14 protein-coding genes and 2 riboswitches are annotated in these 17496 nt (G+C 69.0%); of the genes, 4 read left to right on the forward strand and 10 right to left on the reverse strand.

Features of this window, described 5'->3' with window-relative positions:
* Window positions 1–266: 266 nt before the first annotated feature.
* The 3 genes from AC07U4_RS05195 to AC07U4_RS05205 all read right to left on the reverse strand — a co-directional run bounded on the left by AC07U4_RS05195 (window position 267) and on the right by AC07U4_RS05205 (window position 5491).
* Window positions 267–2777 (reverse strand): TonB-dependent receptor domain-containing protein, encoded by a 2511-nt coding sequence (locus AC07U4_RS05195; protein ID WP_495194665.1) that lies wholly within the window; start codon window positions 2775–2777, stop codon window positions 267–269.
* A 168-nt stretch (window positions 2778–2945) separates the two neighbouring features.
* A complete protein-coding gene (locus tag AC07U4_RS05200) occupies window positions 2946–3275 on the reverse strand; it encodes a hypothetical protein (protein WP_038660563.1) in 330 nt (109 codons plus the stop codon).
* On the reverse strand, window positions 3272–5491 hold the full coding sequence (locus AC07U4_RS05205; protein ID WP_038660566.1) for a ribonuclease R family protein: 2220 nt from the start codon (window positions 5489–5491) through the stop codon (window positions 3272–3274). The genes AC07U4_RS05200 and AC07U4_RS05205 overlap by 4 nt, the downstream gene beginning before the upstream one ends.
* A gap of 79 nt (window positions 5492–5570) precedes the next feature.
* Between AC07U4_RS05205 and trhO the strand changes: the two genes are divergently transcribed.
* Window positions 5571–6509, forward strand: coding sequence for an oxygen-dependent tRNA uridine(34) hydroxylase TrhO (gene trhO, locus AC07U4_RS05210; RefSeq protein ID WP_495194666.1), 939 nt, complete (start codon window positions 5571–5573; stop codon window positions 6507–6509).
* A gap of 275 nt (window positions 6510–6784) precedes the next feature.
* Here trhO and proS read toward each other — a convergent pair whose 3' ends face one another.
* From proS to AC07U4_RS05245, 7 genes are all read right to left on the reverse strand, one after another.
* On the reverse strand, window positions 6785–8314 hold the full coding sequence (gene proS / locus AC07U4_RS05215; protein ID WP_495194667.1) for a proline--tRNA ligase: 1530 nt from the start codon (window positions 8312–8314) through the stop codon (window positions 6785–6787).
* An 86-nt stretch (window positions 8315–8400) separates the two neighbouring features.
* Window positions 8401–8919, reverse strand: a complete 519-nt coding sequence (locus AC07U4_RS05220; RefSeq protein WP_495194668.1) for a CcdC protein domain-containing protein — start codon at window positions 8917–8919, stop codon at window positions 8401–8403.
* 175 nt (window positions 8920–9094) lie between these two features.
* Window positions 9095–10669 (reverse strand): aminomethyl-transferring glycine dehydrogenase subunit GcvPB, encoded by a 1575-nt coding sequence (gene gcvPB / locus AC07U4_RS05225; RefSeq protein WP_495194669.1) that lies wholly within the window; start codon window positions 10667–10669, stop codon window positions 9095–9097.
* Complete coding sequence (gcvPA, locus tag AC07U4_RS05230; RefSeq protein WP_495194670.1) at window positions 10666–12024, reverse strand: aminomethyl-transferring glycine dehydrogenase subunit GcvPA; 1359 nt, start codon at window positions 12022–12024, stop codon at window positions 10666–10668. The genes gcvPB and gcvPA overlap by 4 nt, the downstream gene beginning before the upstream one ends.
* A gap of 247 nt (window positions 12025–12271) precedes the next feature.
* The gene (gcvH, locus tag AC07U4_RS05235; protein ID WP_495194671.1) at window positions 12272–12643 is read right to left on the reverse strand and encodes a glycine cleavage system protein GcvH; all 372 of its coding nucleotides are present in this window, start codon (window positions 12641–12643) and stop codon (window positions 12272–12274) included.
* Window positions 12643–13848: a glycine cleavage system aminomethyltransferase GcvT gene (gene gcvT, locus AC07U4_RS05240; RefSeq protein ID WP_495194672.1), complete on the reverse strand. Its 1206-nt coding sequence runs from the start codon at window positions 13846–13848 to the stop codon at window positions 12643–12645. Before gcvT ends, gcvH begins: the two co-directional genes overlap by 1 nt.
* Window positions 13849–13906: 58 nt before the next feature.
* Window positions 13907–14012, reverse strand: a riboswitch (glycine riboswitch).
* Window positions 14013–14105: riboswitch (glycine riboswitch) on the reverse strand. It lies immediately after the preceding riboswitch.
* A gap of 99 nt (window positions 14106–14204) precedes the next feature.
* Complete coding sequence (locus AC07U4_RS05245; RefSeq protein WP_495194673.1) at window positions 14205–14840, reverse strand: hypothetical protein; 636 nt, start codon at window positions 14838–14840, stop codon at window positions 14205–14207.
* A gap of 169 nt (window positions 14841–15009) precedes the next feature.
* On the opposite strand from AC07U4_RS05245, the gene ispH reads away from it, so the two are divergent.
* Genes ispH through rnhA form a run of 3 tightly spaced genes read left to right on the forward strand, consistent with a single transcriptional unit; the run spans window position 15010 to window position 17448 of the window.
* On the forward strand, window positions 15010–15981 hold the full coding sequence (gene ispH / locus AC07U4_RS05250; RefSeq protein WP_495194674.1) for a 4-hydroxy-3-methylbut-2-enyl diphosphate reductase: 972 nt from the start codon (window positions 15010–15012) through the stop codon (window positions 15979–15981).
* Window positions 15982–16033: 52 nt separating this feature from the next.
* Window positions 16034–16987, forward strand: a complete 954-nt coding sequence (gene thrB, locus AC07U4_RS05255; protein WP_495194675.1) for a homoserine kinase — start codon at window positions 16034–16036, stop codon at window positions 16985–16987.
* Window positions 16984–17448, forward strand: a complete 465-nt coding sequence (gene rnhA / locus AC07U4_RS05260; protein WP_038660592.1) for a ribonuclease HI — start codon at window positions 16984–16986, stop codon at window positions 17446–17448. Before thrB ends, rnhA begins: the two co-directional genes overlap by 4 nt.
* Window positions 17449–17496 lie beyond the last annotated feature (48 nt).

Below are 17496 nucleotides of genomic sequence, written 5' to 3' on the forward strand. Positions count from 1 at the left end.
CGAACCACGGTTCCGAAAGGGGCGGTCCGGCAACGGGCCGCCCTTTTTCGTGGGCGCGCTCAGCCCGGCGAACGCCGCGACCGATACGAAACGCCTGATTACCCCCCGCCCCCCTCCAGTGCTCCCGCGCAGGCGGGAGCCCAGAGCCAAGCGAAACAACGTCTGATGGCGTGCGTGACTCCCGGGCTCCCGCCTACGCGGGAGCACTGGTGGAGCTCGTAGGGTGTCGCGATCGTCGGATTGGCGAACAAGGCGCAGCGCCCGCTTCAGAACAGCTTGCGCACCGACAGCTTTACGATCCGCCCATAAGGATCGAGGAACGCCGGCTGGAAGCGATAGGGCGTCACCCCGTTGCGGTCGCGCACCGCGATCCGGTCGTTGAGGATGTTGTTCACCTGAAGCTGGAAGCTGAGGCTCTTCGCCCAGCTCGCCTTGGTCAGTTTCTCCGCTTCGATCGTACTGTAGAGCGCGAGGAAGGTCCGCGCCGAGAAGCGCAGGTCCGATGCCGCGATCGTGCTGCGGACGCGCGTCGGCGCCTGCCACATGCCGAAGATACCGCCCTGGACCGGACCGTAGGACCCACCGAGCGATCCCTGCGCCTCGTAGCGTGACCGGCCGCCATTGCCGCTGATCGACTGGCCGTCGAGCAGATCGAGCGTCGGCTGACCGGGCTGCGCCAGCAACCGGTCGTCGATCCGCGCCGTCATGGTGACGAAGGCATAGAGCGACGGCCGCGGCTTGGGTGGTGGCGGTGGCGGCGCGTCCTTGGCCGGCGGCGTGGCGGGCGGTTTCGGCTCCGGGCCGATCATCGTCCAGAGCGACATCTTGCCCTGGATCTTGCGTTCGCGTTCGCGCGCCAGATTGACCGGGCGGACGTCGACGCTGGTCAATTGCCCGGCCGCATCGCGGACGAACCGGTCCGGAAACGCCGATTGCAGCGCCACCGTCACCGCCTGCAGATAGCCGATCTGGCCGTCGATCCGCGTCGCGATATAGTCGAGGTTGAAGCGCAGCTCCTTGCCCTTGATCGGTTGCCACGCCAGCCCGGCGGTATCGACCTGCCGCCGCTCCGGCCCCAGCGCGGGATTGCCGCCCGCGGTCACCGCGACGAGGCCGCTGGTGCCGGTGACGAAATCGAAGAACGGCGCATTGGGAACGATTACCACCGGGTTGGTCAGCAACGCGATATCGGGTGCCGTCTGGCTGACGTTGGTCGAGACGGAGACCTGCAACGGCGCGACCGGCGTCCAGATCAGGCCGAGATTGCGGCTCGCGAGGCTGCCGTAATCGGACACCGCCGACACGCCGAGCGATGCATTGGCGGAAAGCGACCCGATCGCATCGAGCACGCCGCGGCTCGCCGAGGCGATCGGCAGGTCGAGCGCGACGCTACCGCTCTTGATCACCCGACGCAGGTCGAGCAGCGCCGCCGGCGTGTCGGTCGCGACGCCGCCGCTGGACGAACGGGCGAAATCGCCGGTCAGCGTCATCTGCGCATCGCCCGCGGGCAGCGCCAGCAACGGCCCGACCACGGTCGCCTTGCCAACCAGCGTCTGCACCACCGTGCGGCTGCGGCTGACCAGCCGGTCGACGACGGCATTCGCGCCGAGCGGCTGGAACGGATCGGCGCCGGCGTCGATCGCCGCCTGGATCGCGTCGGTCGCGATGCCGCGATCGACCGCGGCGGTGGTCCGCGCCCGATCGTAGCTGCCGGTCACCGTCCAGATCCACCGCTTCAGACTGCCCTGCACGGTGCTGCCGGCATGAAGCGAAAGCGCCTGCGTCCGCTGACGCAGCGTCCCCGCCTCCGGCAGATAGCGATAGAGCAGCACGTCGGTGGCGAAGGGCGACGCCGGATTGCCGGCAGGTACCCGCAGCACCGCGGTCGGCAGGCCCGCCAGCCCGACGCCGCGCTGCGCCTCCATCGTCAGGTTGAGCGATGCGGTCACCGTCTTGCCGATCGGCACCGACTGCGTGCCGTCGACCCGCAACTGATCGCGGCTCGCGAGCGACTGATAGGGCGCCAGATCGGTGACCCGGGGAACCCCCGCGGCGTAACCGGCGAGCGTGCCGCGCGCGACGGAATCTCCCGGCACCGCCGCCGCGGTCACCGCCCTGCCCGCCAGCGCATCGAGCGCCGGATCGATCGCACCGCCGCTGTTGCCGGTGACGTTGCCGGTCAGGTCGAACAGGTTGCTCGCATCCGGCACCGTCGACCGCCGCGCCCCGGACAATGGGTCCTGCCGGTCGTAGTTGATCGTCACCGAGGTGCGGCGCGCATCGTCGAGCCGCGTCGAGCCGAGTTCGAGCGCGGCGGTGCTCGCGCCGCCATCGGTGGTGGTGCCCGCGCCCTCCTCCACCGCGAGCGAGCGAAAATGCTTCTTGGTGATGAAGTTGGTCACCCGCACCGTCGGCGGAAAGCCGAACCGCGCCGATTCCTGCTCGGGCAGGATCTCGGTCCGCTCGATCGCCTCGGGCGGCAGCGTCCGCAGCTCGCCATAGCCAGAAATCCGCCGGCCGTTGAGCAGGAACACCGGATCGGCGCCGCTGTTCGAGGTGGTCAGCGGCTTGAGCAATTTGAGGATGTCGTCGATCCGCGTCGCGCCCAGCGCCTTGAGCGCCTGCGCGTCGAGCACCGCGACCGGCGCAGCATCGCCGATCACCGACCCGCGCAGCCGTTCGCCGGTGATGACGATGTCCTGCGGCGTATCGTTTCGGGTTGCCGGCGCCGCAGCCTCCTGCGCCTGTACGGCCGGGGCGGTCGCCAATAGCGCCACGCCGGCGAGCCGATATCCTCTCCCGACCGCCATCCCCCCCCCCGACCTTCCCCGCCGCCCGCGTCGAAAGACGAAGACTATGGAGCGAAAGACGAGGTGACAAATCGATTGTGCGATCGTCTTGTTCGCGCAGGACAGTTCAGCGCCGAAACTTGACGATATCGGCGATTATCCGCGGTAGAACACCAACGCGACTACGACGATCAGCAGCGATACGATCAGCAGCACCGGCACGCGCCGCGCCCTACGGCCTGCCGCGGCGGCCTCGTAGGCATCCATGTCGAAATAGAAGCGCCCCGCAGCCGGCATGCGGATCGACCCATCGGCGATCATCGCCGCGAACGCCTTCGCCTCGCGGCCCGCGGCGGGGGTGAAGGGCATCGCATCCGACGCGGTCACCGCCCGCGCCTCGACGAAGCGCGGCGCGATCGTGCCGTGGACCAGATAGCGGTCGCGCACCGTGCCGCGTGGCTCGACGCGGGTCAGCCGGCCGCTCATCGCCGCTTGCCCTGGTGGCGGACGTTCGCCGGGCGGCCGCGATGCTTGATGACGCGATCCTTGCGCCCCGACCCGACGTGCCGCGGTCCGGGTGCCGCGCCCTTGCCGCCGGGCAGTTCGAAGCGCAGCGCGCCCGACACCGGATTCGCCTCCGCCAGCCGCAGGTCGATACGCTGGCCGAGCGTATATTCCTCGCCGGTCTGCTCGCCGATCAATTTGCGTGCCGCCTCGTCGAAACGGAAATATTCGCCGCCCAGATCGCGCACCGGCATCAGCCCGTCGCCACCGATCCCCTCGACGGTGGCGAAGAAGCCGTAATTCTGCACGCCGGTGATCCGCGCCGACAGCGTCTCGCCGACCTTCTCGGCGAGATAGGCGGCGACATAGCGGTCGATCGTGTCGCGCTCGGCCTCCATCGCACGGCGTTCGAGGCCGCTGATCGTCTCGCCGATGACGTCCATCGCCGCCGCGTCGGTCTGGCCCAGCCCGCCCTCGCCGAGCCGATAGGCGGACACCAAAGACCGGTGGACGAGCAGATCCGCATAGCGCCGGATCGGCGAGGTGAAATGCGCATAGGAACCGAGCGACAGGCCGAAATGCCCCTGATTGGCCGGGGCGTAATAGGCCTGCGTCTGGGTGCGCAGCACCTGTTCCATCACCTGCGGCCGGAAATCGGCGTCGCCGACGCGGTCGAGCACGTGGTTGAACGTCGCCGGGCGGATCACCTGCCCGAGTGCCAGCGGCACGTCGAACGTCTCCAGATAGTCTTTGAGCGCGACCAGCTTCTCGCGGCTCGGTGGTTCATGGACGCGATACATCACCGGTGCCTTCTTCGCCTCCAGCGCCTTGGCGGCGGCGACGTTGGCGGCGATCATATAATCCTCGATCAGCCGGTGTGCGTCGAGCCGTTCGCGCGGCGCCACCGACATGATCCGCCCCATCTCGTCGAGCACCACCCGCCGCTCGGGCAGGTCGAGATCGAGCGGCTCGCGCGCATCCCGCGCCTTGGCGAGCGCACGCCAGCAGGCCCAGAGCGGCGTCAGCACGTCGATCATCCGCCCCTCGCCGGCGTCGATCATCGCCTGCGCATCCTCATACGCCAGGTTCGCCGCGATCCGCACCCGCGCGCGCGTGAAGCGCCAGCTCTTGAGCGCGCCCGACTTGCCGACCTGCAAATGGCAGACCAGCGCCGCGCGATCCTCGCCCTCCTTGAGCGAACAGACTTCGGCGGACAGGATCTCGGGCAGCATCGGCACGACGCGGTCGGGGAAATAGACCGAATTGCCGCGCCGCCGCGCCTCGCGATCGATCTCGGACCCCGGCCGCACGTAGAAACTGACGTCGGCGATCGCCACCACCGCCTGCCAGCCGCCGGCATTGGCGGGATCGTCGTCGGGCGCCGCCCAGACCGCATCGTCATGATCGCGCGCATCCGCCGGATCGATCGCGACGATCGGCAGATGCGTCAGATCCTCGCGATCGTCGCCGAGCGGCTGCTGCGACACGCGCGCCGCCTCGTCGAGCGTATCGCCGGTGAACACGTCGGGGATGCCGAGCTTGTGGATCGCGATCAGCGAGAAGCTGCGCGGCGCGAACGGATCACCCAGCCGCTGGACGACGCGCACGCTGATCCGCGGCGGCCGGCCGGTCATCTCCGTCATCACCAGATCGCCCGCCTCGGCGCCGCCGGTGTCGGAGACGGGAAATTCGCGCCGGTCCTTCTTCTCGACCCCGGTCAGCCAGAACCGCTCCCCCTCGCGGCGCAGCACGCCGAGCACCTGTTCGGACGCCTTGGCGAGCACCTTCATCGGATGCGCGATCCAGCCGTTCCCGGCCTCCTCGGTCCGCGCGAGGATGCGCTCGCCGATCCCCAGCGCGCCCCGCTTGCGTTCGCGGACGCGCAGCCGCGGCGGCGGCGTTTCCGCCTCCCAGCGATCGGGCACCGCCCAGACGTTGCCGCCGTCGTCGACGTCGGCGACGCGCAGCACCGTGACCTTGGGCAGGCCGCCCATCTTGTGGAAGGCGCGGCCGGGGGCGCCGTCGATCAGCCCCTCGTCGGCCATGTCCTTGAGCATCGCCTTCAGCGCGATCTTCTCCTGCGCGGTCAGGCCGAACGCCTTGGCGATCTCGCGCTTGCCGGCGGGAACGTCCGAGGTTTCGATGAACTGGAGGATCTGCGCCTGCGTCGGCAGGCCGGGTCTGGTCTTGTTTTTCACAGACCAGAGATAGGGACTGCACCCGCCGCCGTCATGCCCCAACTTTGCGCGGACGCGCCGGAGGGTCTACAGGCGCACGATGCCGCCGATCCGCGTTTGTGCGCTCTACCGCTTCACCCCCTTCCCCGACCCCGCGGCCTTGCAGGCGCTGCTGCTCGCCGCCTGCGAGGCCGCCGGCGTGCGCGGCACGTTGCTGCTCGCGCGCGAGGGGATCAACGGCACGATCGCCGGGCCGGATGCGGGGATGGAGGTGGTGCTGACGCATATCCGCGCGCTACCCGGCTGCGCGACGCTCGACGTCAAGGAAGCGCGCGCCGACGCGATGCCGTTCCACCGCACCAAGGTGCGGCTCAAGCGCGAGATCGTGACGATGGGCGAACCCGCGATCGACCCGCTCGACGCCGGCCATTACGTCGATCCGGCCGAATGGAACGCGCTGATCGCCGATCCCGCGACCCTGGTGATCGACACGCGCAACGATTACGAGGTGGCGGTCGGCAGCTTCGCCGGTGCGGTCGATCCGCAGACGCGCACCTTCCGCGAATTCCCGGCGTGGTTCCGCGAACATCGCGACGAACTGCTCGCCGGCACGAAGCAGGTCGCGATGTTCTGCACCGGCGGCATCCGCTGCGAGAAGGCGACCGCCTTCCTCAAGGCCGAGGGCGTCGACGACGTCTTCCACCTCAAGGGCGGCATCCTACGATATCTCGAGGACGTGCCGGCGGAAGAGAGCCGCTGGCAGGGCGAATGTTTCGTCTTCGACGAACGCGTCGCGGTCGGTCACGGCCTGACGCCGGGCACCCACGGCCTGTGCCGCGCCTGCCGGATGCCGGTGTCGCCAGCCGACCGCGCCTCGCCGCTGTTCGAAGAGGGCGTCAGCTGCCCACGCTGCCACGCCGCGCGCAGCGAAATGGATCGCGCCCGCTATGCCGAACGGCACCGCCAGGCTCTGCTCGCCGAGGCGCGCGGCGAGGCGCATGTCGGCCGGCGGTACGAAGAGGACGCCTCTCCTTCCTGAAGTCAGCGGCCGGGGTGTCCCGCGTTAGAGATGCGTCTCACGACCGTGCGTCGCACCGTCGCATGTCGCTCCCCCGCTCGCCAAGCATACTCCGTCACCCCGGACTCGTTCCGGGGTCCACGCCGCGGCGAGGAGACTAGCTTGAGGGGAAACCATCCTCTTGCGGCTCGGTGGACCCCGGAACAAGTCCGGGGTGACGAGTTTTTGGACGAGCCCGATCGAGCCTCATCCTCCCGTCTTTCCTCTAGGACGGCTGAGCGGCGTACCGAACCGCCTCAGTAACTCCGCGCAAGCAGCACCCGTTCGACCGCAGGTTCGCCGGTGAACACGCAGGCGCCATCCGCCGCCGCCGCATCGGACGGCGCGTTGCGGATCGTCAGCTTGAGCGCCTTGAGCCGCTCGACCACCGCGTCGAGCGCCGCGCCGGTCGGCCGCGCCCATTGCACCTCGACCCAACCGGGATTCTTAACGCCCTCCGCAAAATGCGCCTCGACCGCGGCGAAGTCCGCCGCCGGCACGATCGCCGCCTGCATCCGCGCCCGCGCTTCGTCGTGCAGCGCCTGCTGGATCGCCGCGAGCAACGCCGGCGCCTCCGCCTCGAAATCGCCGCGCGCCATCACCTGGCTATCGAGCTTGCCGTCCTCGCGATACAGCCGGTCGCGGCGGATCACCGAGACGTTGCCGCCCGCCATGTCGCGCCCGCCGATCTCGATGACGATCGGCGCGCCCTTCTTCACCCAGCCCCAGCGCTTGGTCGCCGCCTTGGCCGGCTTGAGGTCGAGCAATGCGCGCACCGGCTCGCCGAGCGCGGACAGGCCGGCGAGGTTCGACTGGATGTCCCTGGCATAAGCGATCAGCGCCTCGTCCTCGGGCTGATCGCGCAGCATCGGCACGATCACGATCTGCCACGGCGCGATCCGCGGCGGCACGCGCAGGCCGTCGTCGTCGCCATGCACCATGATGACGCCGCCGATCATCCGTGTGCTGACCCCCCAGCTCGTCGTATTGGCCAGTTCCAGCTCGCCGCTGGCGTTCTGGAAGCGGATGTTCTGCGCCTGCGCGAAATTGGTGCCGAGGAAATGGCTGGTGCCCGCCTGCAACGCCTTGCCGTCCTGCATCATCGCCTCGATGCTGTAGGTCGCGACCGCACCGGGGAAGCGCTCGTTCTCGGGCTTCTCGCCGGCGACCACCGGCAGCGCGAGGCAGTCCTCGGCGAAGCTGCGATAGACTTCGAGCATCTTGCGCGTCTCGTCGCGCGCCTCGTCGGCGGTGGCGTGGGCGGTATGGCCCTCCTGCCAGAGGAATTCGCTGGTGCGCAGGAACATGCGCGTCCGCATCTCCCAGCGCACGACGTTCGCCCATTGGTTGATGAGTACGGGCAGGTCGCGCCAAGACTGCACCCAGCGCGCGAACGCCGTGCCGATCACCGTCTCCGACGTCGGCCGCACCACCAAAGGCTCCTCGAGCTTGGCGGCGGGATCGGGCATCAGCCCGCCCTTGCCGTCGGGGATCAGCCGATGGTGGGTGACGACCGCCATCTCCTTGGCGAAACCCTCGACGTGCTCCGCCTCCTTCTCGAAATAGGAGAGCGGGATGAACAGCGGGAAATAGCAATTCTCATGGCCGGTCGCCTTGATCCGGTCGTCGAGCAGCCGCTGGATCCGCTCCCAGATGCCATAGCCCCACGGGCGGATGACCATACAGCCGCGCACGCCCGATTCCTCGGCAAGATCGGCCTCGGCGATGACGGATTGATACCAGGCGGCGAAGTCGGCGTCGCGCGTGACGGAAAGAGCGTGCTTCATGGCGTGGACGCCTAGCCAAAGCGCTTCGGCGCGTCACCCCCCTCACGCACTGGCCGCGAACCGTGATCGGCGCGACGTGGCAAGGGCTACGGAGTCACGACCGGGCCGGCTGCCAACATCCGCTTGCCGCGCAGATACATCTCCAGCCGCTGCGCGGAGAATAGGCCGAGCGCCAGCGCCATCAGCACGTCGGTGATCGCCATCGGATCGAGCGCCGCCGGCCCCGCATAGCTCAATGCGCCGCGCGCGCTGCTGCGCACGACGATCAGCAGCACGATGAACAGCAACGCCGCCGGTGACGAGGTTTGGCCGAGCCTGTGCGTCTCCGGATCGAGCGTGATCCGCATCATCTTGCCGCGCTGCCAGCCGAGCGCCGCCCCCAGTGCCAAAGCGACGAGGCAGAAGGCCCAGCCCCAGCCATGCGGCGGAAAGCGCGTGAAGGTGAAGCCGATCACCACCGCATAGAAAGCCGGCAGGATCCACAGATGTTCGAGCTTGAGCGGCCGCACCCGGCTCATCCGCTTCCAGCGGATCGCCATCACCACCGCGACGACGACGAGCGGGATCGCATAGCTGATCCACCCGCCCGGTTGCTGTGCCTGCATATGTCCGTGTCCCCGCCCGTTACGGGACAGAAACTAAAGCCACCGACGGCATTGCGAAAGGGGGTATCCTAGCCCCAACCTCCGTCACCCCGGGCTCGACCCGGGGTCCCGCTACGCCCGAAGCGCGAAGGTAGCGGGACCCCGGCTCAAGGCCGGGGTGACGAGGGAGCTGCCATTACTCCGCCGCCTGCGCCAGCGGCTGTTCCTTCCACACCAGCACCGGCTTGCGCGCCGCCTGCGTCTCGTCGAGCCGCGCACGCGGCGCGAAATGCGGCGCGGTCTTGAGGCTGGCGTCGCCGGCCTTGGCCCGTTCCGCCACGCTGCGCAGCGCGCCGACGAACTGGTCGAGCGCCGCCTTCGATTCGGTCTCGGTCGGTTCGACCAGCATCGCGCCGTGGACGACGAGCGGGAAATAGACCGTCATCGGGTGGAAGCCCTCGTCGATCAGCCCCTTGGCGACGTCGAGCGTCGAGAAGCCCTCGGCGAGATTGGCGTCGGAGAAGATCGCCTCGTGCATGCACGGCCCCGACTTGGCGAAGGGCGCGTCGAGCGTTCCCTCCAGCGAGCGCAGTACGTAATTGGCGTTGAGCACCGCATCCTCGGCGACCTGCTTGAGGCCGTCGGCACCGTGGCTGAGGATATAGGTCAGCGCGCGGGTGAACATCCCCATCTGGCCATGGAAGGCGGTCATCCGGCCGAACGTGTCGGGATGATCGTCGCCCGCAGTCTCTTCCTCGATGAGCTGGATATGCCCGTCGGCCATGCGCGCGGTGAACGGCAGCGGTCCGAAGGGGCTGAGCGCCTCCGACAGCACCACCGGCCCGGACCCCGGTCCGCCGCCGCCGTGCGGGGTCGAGAAGGTCTTGTGCAGGTTGATGTGCATCGCGTCGACGCCGAGGTCGCCGGGCCGCACCCGGCCGACGATGGCGTTGAAATTGGCACCGTCGCAATAGACGTAGCCGCCCGCGTCATGGACCGCATCGCTGATCGACTTCAGGTCGCGCTCGAACAGGCCGCAGGTGTTGGGGTTGGTGATCATCACCGCGGCGACGTCCGGCCCCAGCCGTGCCTTCAACGCCGCGGTATCGACGCGACCGTCGGCGGTGGCGGGGATATCCTCGACGGTGAAGCCGGCGAAGGCCGCGGTGGCGGGATTGGTGCCATGCGCCGATTCGGGCACGAGGACGACCTTGCGATGGCCCTCGCCGCGCTTCTCCAGCGCCGCCTTGATGCACAGGATGCCGCACAATTCGCCGTGCGCGCCGGCCTTCGGCGACATGGCGACGCCGTGCATGCCGGTGAGCTTGATCAGCCACACCGCCAGTTCGTTGATGACCGCGAGCGCGCCTTGCACGGTGTCGACCGGCTGCAACGGATGCACGTCGGCGAAACCGGGAAGGCGCGCCATCTTCTCGTTGAGCCGCGGATTGTGCTTCATCGTGCACGAGCCGAGCGGGAACAGGCCGAGGTCGATCGCGTAATTCTGGCGGCTGAGCCGCGTATAGTGACGGATCGTCTCGGGCTCGGACAGGCCGGCAAGCCCGATCGGCGCCTTGCGGCTGAGATCGCCGAGCCGCGACCCCGCGACGTCGCCCTCGGCGAAATCGACGCCGGTGGTCTGCGTATCACCGATCTCGAAGATCAGCGCCTCTTCCAGCATCAGCGCCTTGTTGCCGGTGAAGGTCGGTGCGGCGCCATTGCTGCCGCCGGCGGTCATTTCGGGACGCCAGCCGCTCTGATTGATGCTCATGCCAGAACCTCCTCGAGTGCGGCGGCAAGGGTTTCGACGTCCTCCGCGGTCGTCGTCTCGGTGACCGCGACGATCAGCCCGTTGGCGAGGCCCGCCTCGTCCGGATACAGCCGGCCGAGCGATACACCCGCCAGGATACCGCGATCGGCGAGCGTCCGCACCACGGGGCGCGCCTCGACCGGCAGCTTCAGCGTGAATTCGTTGAAGAAGGTCTCGGTGACCAATTCGACGCCCGGCACCTTGGCGAGGCGATCCGCGGCGCGGCACGCCGCGGCATGGTTGATCCCCGCCAGCCGGCGCAGCCCCGCCTCGCCGAGCAGCGTCATGTGGATCGAGAAGGCGAGCGCACAGAGCCCCGAGTTGGTGCAGATGTTGCTCGTCGCTTTTTCGCGACGGATATGCTGTTCGCGCGTCGACAGCGTCAGCACGAAGCCGCGGCGTCCCTCCGCATCCACCGTCTCGCCGCAGAAGCGGCCCGGCATCTGGCGGATATACTTCTCCTTACAGCCCATCAGCCCGACGTACGGACCGCCGAACTGCAGGCCGACGCCGAGCGACTGGCCCTCGCCGACGACGATATCGGCGTCCATCTCGCCCGGCGAGGTGATCGCGCCCAGCGCCACCGGCTCGGTGACGACCGCGATCAGCAGCGCCTTGTTGGCGTGACAGGCGTCGGCGAGCGGCGTCAGGTCGGCGATGCGCCCGAGGATGTCGGGATATTGCACGACGACGCACGACGTATCGCCGTCGATCGCGGCGATCAGCGCGTCGATATCCGTTTCGGCGGTCAGCGCCGGCGCGGAGGTTTCGAGATGATCGCCGGTGTATTTCGCCATCGTCTTGGCGACGCTGACATAATGCGGGTGGAGCCCGCCCGACAGGATCGCCTTGCCCTTGCGGGTGATGCGCCGCGCCATGCCGATCGCTTCCCAGCAGGCGGTCGAGCCGTCGTACATCGACGCGTTCGCCACGTCGGTGCCGAGCAGCCGCGCGACCTGCGTCTGGAACTCGAACAGCATCTGCAGCGTGCCCTGCGCGATCTCGGGCTGATACGGCGTATAGGCGGTGAGGAACTCGCCACGCTGGATCAGGTGATCGACGCTCGCCGGCACGTGATGGCGATAGGCGCCCGCACCGAGGAAGAACGGCACTTCGCCCGCGACCGTGTTCTGGCGGGCGAGCGCGGTCATGTGCCGCTCGACCGCCAGTTCGGAGGCGTGGTTCGGCAGGTCGTGGATCGGGCCGGACAGGCGGGCGGCCTCGGGCACGTCGACGAACAGATCGTCGATCGATCCCGCACCGATGACCGCGAGCATCGCGTCGCGGTCGGGCTGGGTAAGCGGCAGGTAGCGCATCATCATTCCCTTGAGAGCCCCGCGTGTGGGAAGGGCTTTACCTATGGCGACGGGCTGAGGTTCGATCCATCATCCCCGCAGATCCCGTCACCCCGGACCAGTTCCGGGGTCCACCGGGCAGCAGGGGCGCCCTATCGTTTCAGACCATCCTCCTCGCCGCCGCGTGGACCCCGGAACAAGTCCGGGGTGACGTATCAAGCGCGGCGAAGCATCGACCAGAGCGGAGCACCAATTGCGAGGCTGATCGTTACAGCTTGGCGACGAACTCCGCATAGGCGGCTTCGTCCATCAGCGTCTCCAGCTCGGCCGGATCGCTGAGCGTGATCCTGAAGAACCAGCCCTCCGCTTCCGGATCCGAGTTGACGAGGCTGGGATCGTCCGACAGCGCGGCATTGCCCTCGGTCACCGTCCCCGACACCGGCGAATAGACGTCCGACGCGGCCTTGACCGATTCGACCACCGCGGCCTCGTCGCCCTTGCCGAGCTGCTTGCCCGTCTCGGGCACCTCGACGAACACGATGTCGCCGAGCTGGCCCTGCGCATAATCGGAGATGCCGACGGTGCCGGTGTCGCCATCGACATCGACCCACTCATGATCTTCGGTGAAATAACGGCTCATCACTTGCCTCCTGCGCGGACATAGCGGTGGGGAACGAACGGCATCGGAGCGACCGTCGCCTCGTGGATCTTGCCGCGCTGGACAAGGCGCAGCGGCGTGCCGGCCTCGGCGAGCGCGGCGGGAACATAGGCCATGGCGATCGGCGCACCGACGCTCGGCGCGAAGCCGCCGCTGGTGACGCGGCCGATCACCGCGCCCTCGGCGTCGACGACGCTCGCGCCCTCGCGCACCGGCTGGCGCCCGGCGACCGACAGGCCGACGCGCTTGACCGCGGGACCATCGGTCCGCTCGGCGAGGATACGCGCGGCGCCGGCGAAATCGGCGGCCTCGCGGCGGCGCTGGGACAGAGCGAAGCCGAGGTCGGCCATCACCGGCGTCGTCTCGGGATCGAGATCGTGGCCGTAGAGCGGCAGCCCGGCCTCGAGCCGCAGCGAATCGCGCGCGCCGAGGCCGATCGGCTTGACCTCGGGCTCGGCGCAGATCGCATCGGCGAAATCGGCGGCGGCCTCGGCGGGGATCGAAATCTCGACGCCGTCCTCGCCGGTATAGCCCGAACGGCTGATCCACAGCGCATGGCCGTTCCAGTCGAACGCGCCCGCGGTCATGAACACGAGATCCTCGACGCCGGGGATCAGGCGCGACACGGCGGCGACCGCCTTGGGCCCCTGCACCGCGAGCAAGGCCTGATCTTCCATCAGGTTCATCGTCAGATCGTCGGGCAGCACGTCGAGCAGATAGGCGAGATCGTCATATTTGGTCGCGCCGTTGACGACGACATAATGGCTCGCCGCGCCGAACGGATGTGCGCCCTCGGCGGGCAGCGTCGTGACCATCAGATCGTCGAGGATGCCGCCCTCGTCGTTGAGCAGCAGCGAATAGCGTATCTTGGTCGCGGCGAGCCCGGCGATATCGCCCGGCAGCACCGCTTCGAGCGCCTTGGCGACGCCGGCGGCGTCGAGCCCGTCGCCGGTGAAGCCGACCTGACCCATATGGCTGACGTCGAACAGGCCGGCGGACTCGCGCGTCCACAGATGCTCGGCCATGATGCCCTCATATTGAACGGGCATTTCATAGCCGGCGAACGGCACCATGCGGCCACCGCGGGCGCGGTGCCAGCCGTCGAGCGGCAGCAGCTGGATTGCGGGCTCGTCGCCGTCGAGGTCGTCGAGCGGGTCGGGCAAGGTGTCTGGCAGCGAATCGCTCATCAACCGTCTCCAAGAAAGGCACGGGACCAAAGACGGCACGGGGCCGCAATCGATCCGTCATACCCCCTCTGTCACGGTGACCTGAGAGCTTTGACCCGGCGCTTGGCGCGGCGGGCTTACCCCTTCGGTGGCTCCTCAAAGGAACGCTTTCCAGAGTGTCGATAAGGCAGCGCGCGGTCCCGTTTGCCTGAGAGATTCCGGGGTGGTTGCTCCTTCGGCGGCCTCCTTGTGCAGAGGCTCTCTCCCGCGCCCGCCCATGCCGGTCGCCCGGCATCGACGCGTGGTGCTGTGACGGGCAGCGGGGCCTTAGTCAATGCGGAAACGCCCTCCCCTCCCTGCGCGGGAAGGGATGAGAATCAGCGTTGCGCGTTATACTTCAGCTGGTCGTCGGTGAGCTGGAAGCCGACCAGCGCCTCGAAGGTCGCGCGCAGCACTGCGGAGCGCACCTCCGGCCGCGCCAGCGGATCGGTCGCGGCATCCTCGTCGCCCGCCTTGCGCTTGCGGGTGAGCTGGTTGCGCACCTCGTCGGGCAAGGTCGCCGCCGCCCGCGCGATCTGCGTCGAGGCGGTGCCCTGCGCCTGCGCGCGCGCCTGCCCGGCGTCGAAATGCACCGCGATCTGCCCCTTGCGCTTGGCGGTCACCGCCGAGCCGCCGCGGACGATCGCGATATAATAAGGCAGCACCACGTCGCGCGGACCCTCGGTCCGCGTCCGCCGCGCGAGCACGTCGAAGGTGACGCTGGTGGCGATCTGCTCGCCGGCGTCGTTGCAGGCGCCGCGCACGTTGGTCATGCTGGCGACGACGTCGATCGCGCTCGCGTCGCGGCTCGTCGCAGGATCGAACAGGGTGATGTCGCCGGTACCGGCGGCGACGCCGACCGTCGGGCAGGCGGAGCGCACGGCGGAGATGCCGCCTTCGACGATCTCGCCCTTGCTGGCGCAGCCCGAGAGGATCAGCGCGAGGGCGGACAGGCCTAAAGCCGAGGTTTTCAAGAGGACGCGTACCTTTGTCGAACGGACAGTGATGCCCCGCCGGAGAACCCGGGCGATGCGCGGCGCACCATAGGAACCGGCTTTCCCGCGTGCAAGCAATCGCGTACTTCCGCGCGGTGAGCCAATCGCGTACTTCCGTGCGCCGCACCAATCGCGTAGAACCGCCGGCATGGCCTCCCAATTCCCCGCGGACGGCGGCAAGCCCGTCCTCGAACTGCTGATCGCCGCACCGCGCGGCTTCTGCGCCGGCGTCGACCGCGCGATCCGCATCGTCGAACTCGCGATCGAGAAGCACGGCGCGCCCGTCTACGTCCGCCACGAGATCGTCCACAACAAGTTCGTCGTCGACACGCTGAAGGCGCAGGGCGCGGTGTTCGTCGAGGAGCTCGACCAGGTGCCCGACGGCGCGCCGGTGGTCTTCTCCGCGCACGGCGTGCCCAAGTCGGTGCCGGTCGACGCGCAGAACCGCGGCCTCGACTATCTCGACGCGACCTGCCCATTGGTGTCGAAGGTCCATCGTCAGGCCGAGCGGCTCGTCGCCGCGGGCCGCCACATCGTCTTCATCGGCCACGCCGGCCATCCCGAGGTCGTCGGCACCTTCGGTCAGGTGCCCGCCGGCGCGATGTCGCTGATCGAGACCGCCGCCGATGCCGAGATCTTCGCGCCGGTCGATCCCGACAATCTCGCCTTCCTCACCCAAACGACGCTGTCGGTCGACGACACCGCCGCGGTGGTCGCGGTGCTGCAACGCCGCTTCCCCACCATGCTGCCGCCGCGCGGCGAGGACATCTGCTACGCCACCTCGAACCGGCAGGCGGCGGTCAAGGCGATCGCCGCGGCGTGCGACGCGATGCTGGTGATCGGCGCGCCCAATTCGTCCAACTCGGTGCGGCTGGTCGAGGTGGCGGAGCGCGAGGGCATTCCGGCGCGGCTGATCCAGCGCGCCGGCGATCTCGACTGGACGTTCCTCGACGGCGTCGGCACGCTCGGCATCACCGCCGGCGCCTCCGCGCCGGAGCTGCTGGTGCGCGAGCTGGTCGACCTGCTCTCCACCCGCTTCGCGATCACCGAGCGCGAGGAGGAAACGACGCGCGAGACGATCGCATTCAAACTGCCACGCGGCCTCGACGCCGCGGCATAGGCTGACCGTCCCCCGGCGCACGTCCGGGGGACGTGGAGACTGGGGAGGGATCATGGCCGTCTACACGCACGTCTCGGCCGAGGCGCTGTCCGCGTTCCTGCGCCGCTACGCCGAGGTCGGCGAGCTCGTCTCCGCCAAGGGCATCGCCGAGGGCGTCGAGAACAGCAACTATCTCGTCGACACGACGACCGCGCGTTTCATCCTGACGCTCTACGAGAAGCGCGTCGACGCCGGCGACCTGCCCTTCTTCCTCGACCTGCTCGATCATCTGGCGGACCGCGGCCTGCCGGTGCCGCCCGCGATCCGCGACCGCGACGGCGTCGCGATCCAGACGCTGGAGGGCCGCCCCGCCTGCCTGATCCGCTTCCTAAACGGCGTCTCGGTGACCCGCCCGACGCCGGATCAGGCCGCCACCGCCGGCGCCGCGCTCGGCGCGCTACACGCCGCGGTCGCCGATTTCGACGGCGGCCGGCCCAACAGCCTCGGTATCGCCGACTGGCGGCCGCTGCTGATGCGCTGCGGCAGCGATCTCGACGCCATCGCGCCGGGCCTGTTCGCGCGCGTCGATGCCGCGCTGGCGGCGGTCGAGACGGCCTGGCCGCACGATCTGCCGACCAGCGTCATCCACGCCGATCTGTTTCCCGACAACGTGCTGATGCTCGGCGCACGGGTGACCGGACTCATCGATTTCTACTTCGCCTGCCGTGACATACGCGCCTATGACGTCGCCGTGATGCACACCTCCTGGGCCTTCGATCCGCAGGGCGCGCCGCTCGCCGGCGTCGGCCCGGCGCTGCTCGCCGGCTATGGCGGGGCGCTCGGCCTGTCCGCCGCCGAGCGCGCCGCGCTGCCGGTGCTCGCGCGCGGCGCGTGCATCCGCTTCCTGCTCACCCGCGCATGGGACTGGCTCGACACGCCGGCGGATGCGCTGGTGACGCGCAAGGACCCGCTCGCCTATCTGCGCCGGCTCGACTGGTACGACGCCCATCCGGAGGCCTTTGCATGACCGACCCCGCCGCCCCCCAGCTCGTCGAGATCGCCACCGACGGCGCCTGCAAGGGCAATCCCGGCCCCGGCGGCTGGGGCGCGCTGCTCCGCTTCGGCGGCCACGAGAAGGAATTGTCGGGCGGCGAGACGCTGACCACCAACAACCGCATGGAGCTGACCGCGGCGATCGAGGCGCTGCGCGTGCTCACCCGCCCGTGCCGGATCAAGCTCAGCACCGACAGCAAATACGTCATGGACGGCCTGACCCGCTGGATCCATGGCTGGCGCAAGAACGGCTGGCGCACCGCCGACAAGAAGCCGGTCAAGAATGCCGAACTCTGGCAGGCGTTGTTCGCCGAGACGCAGAAGCACGAGATCGAATGGATCTGGGTCAAGGGCCACGCCGGCAACGCCGACAACGAACGCGTCGACAAACTGGCGAGTGACGCGGCGATTGCGGCGAGCCGCCCGGCGGGGTGACCTGGTCCTCCCCCGCCAGGGGGAGGTGGCACGGCGCAGCCGTGACGG

The organism is Sphingomonas sp. GW821-FHT02B09 (assembly GCF_059421875.1).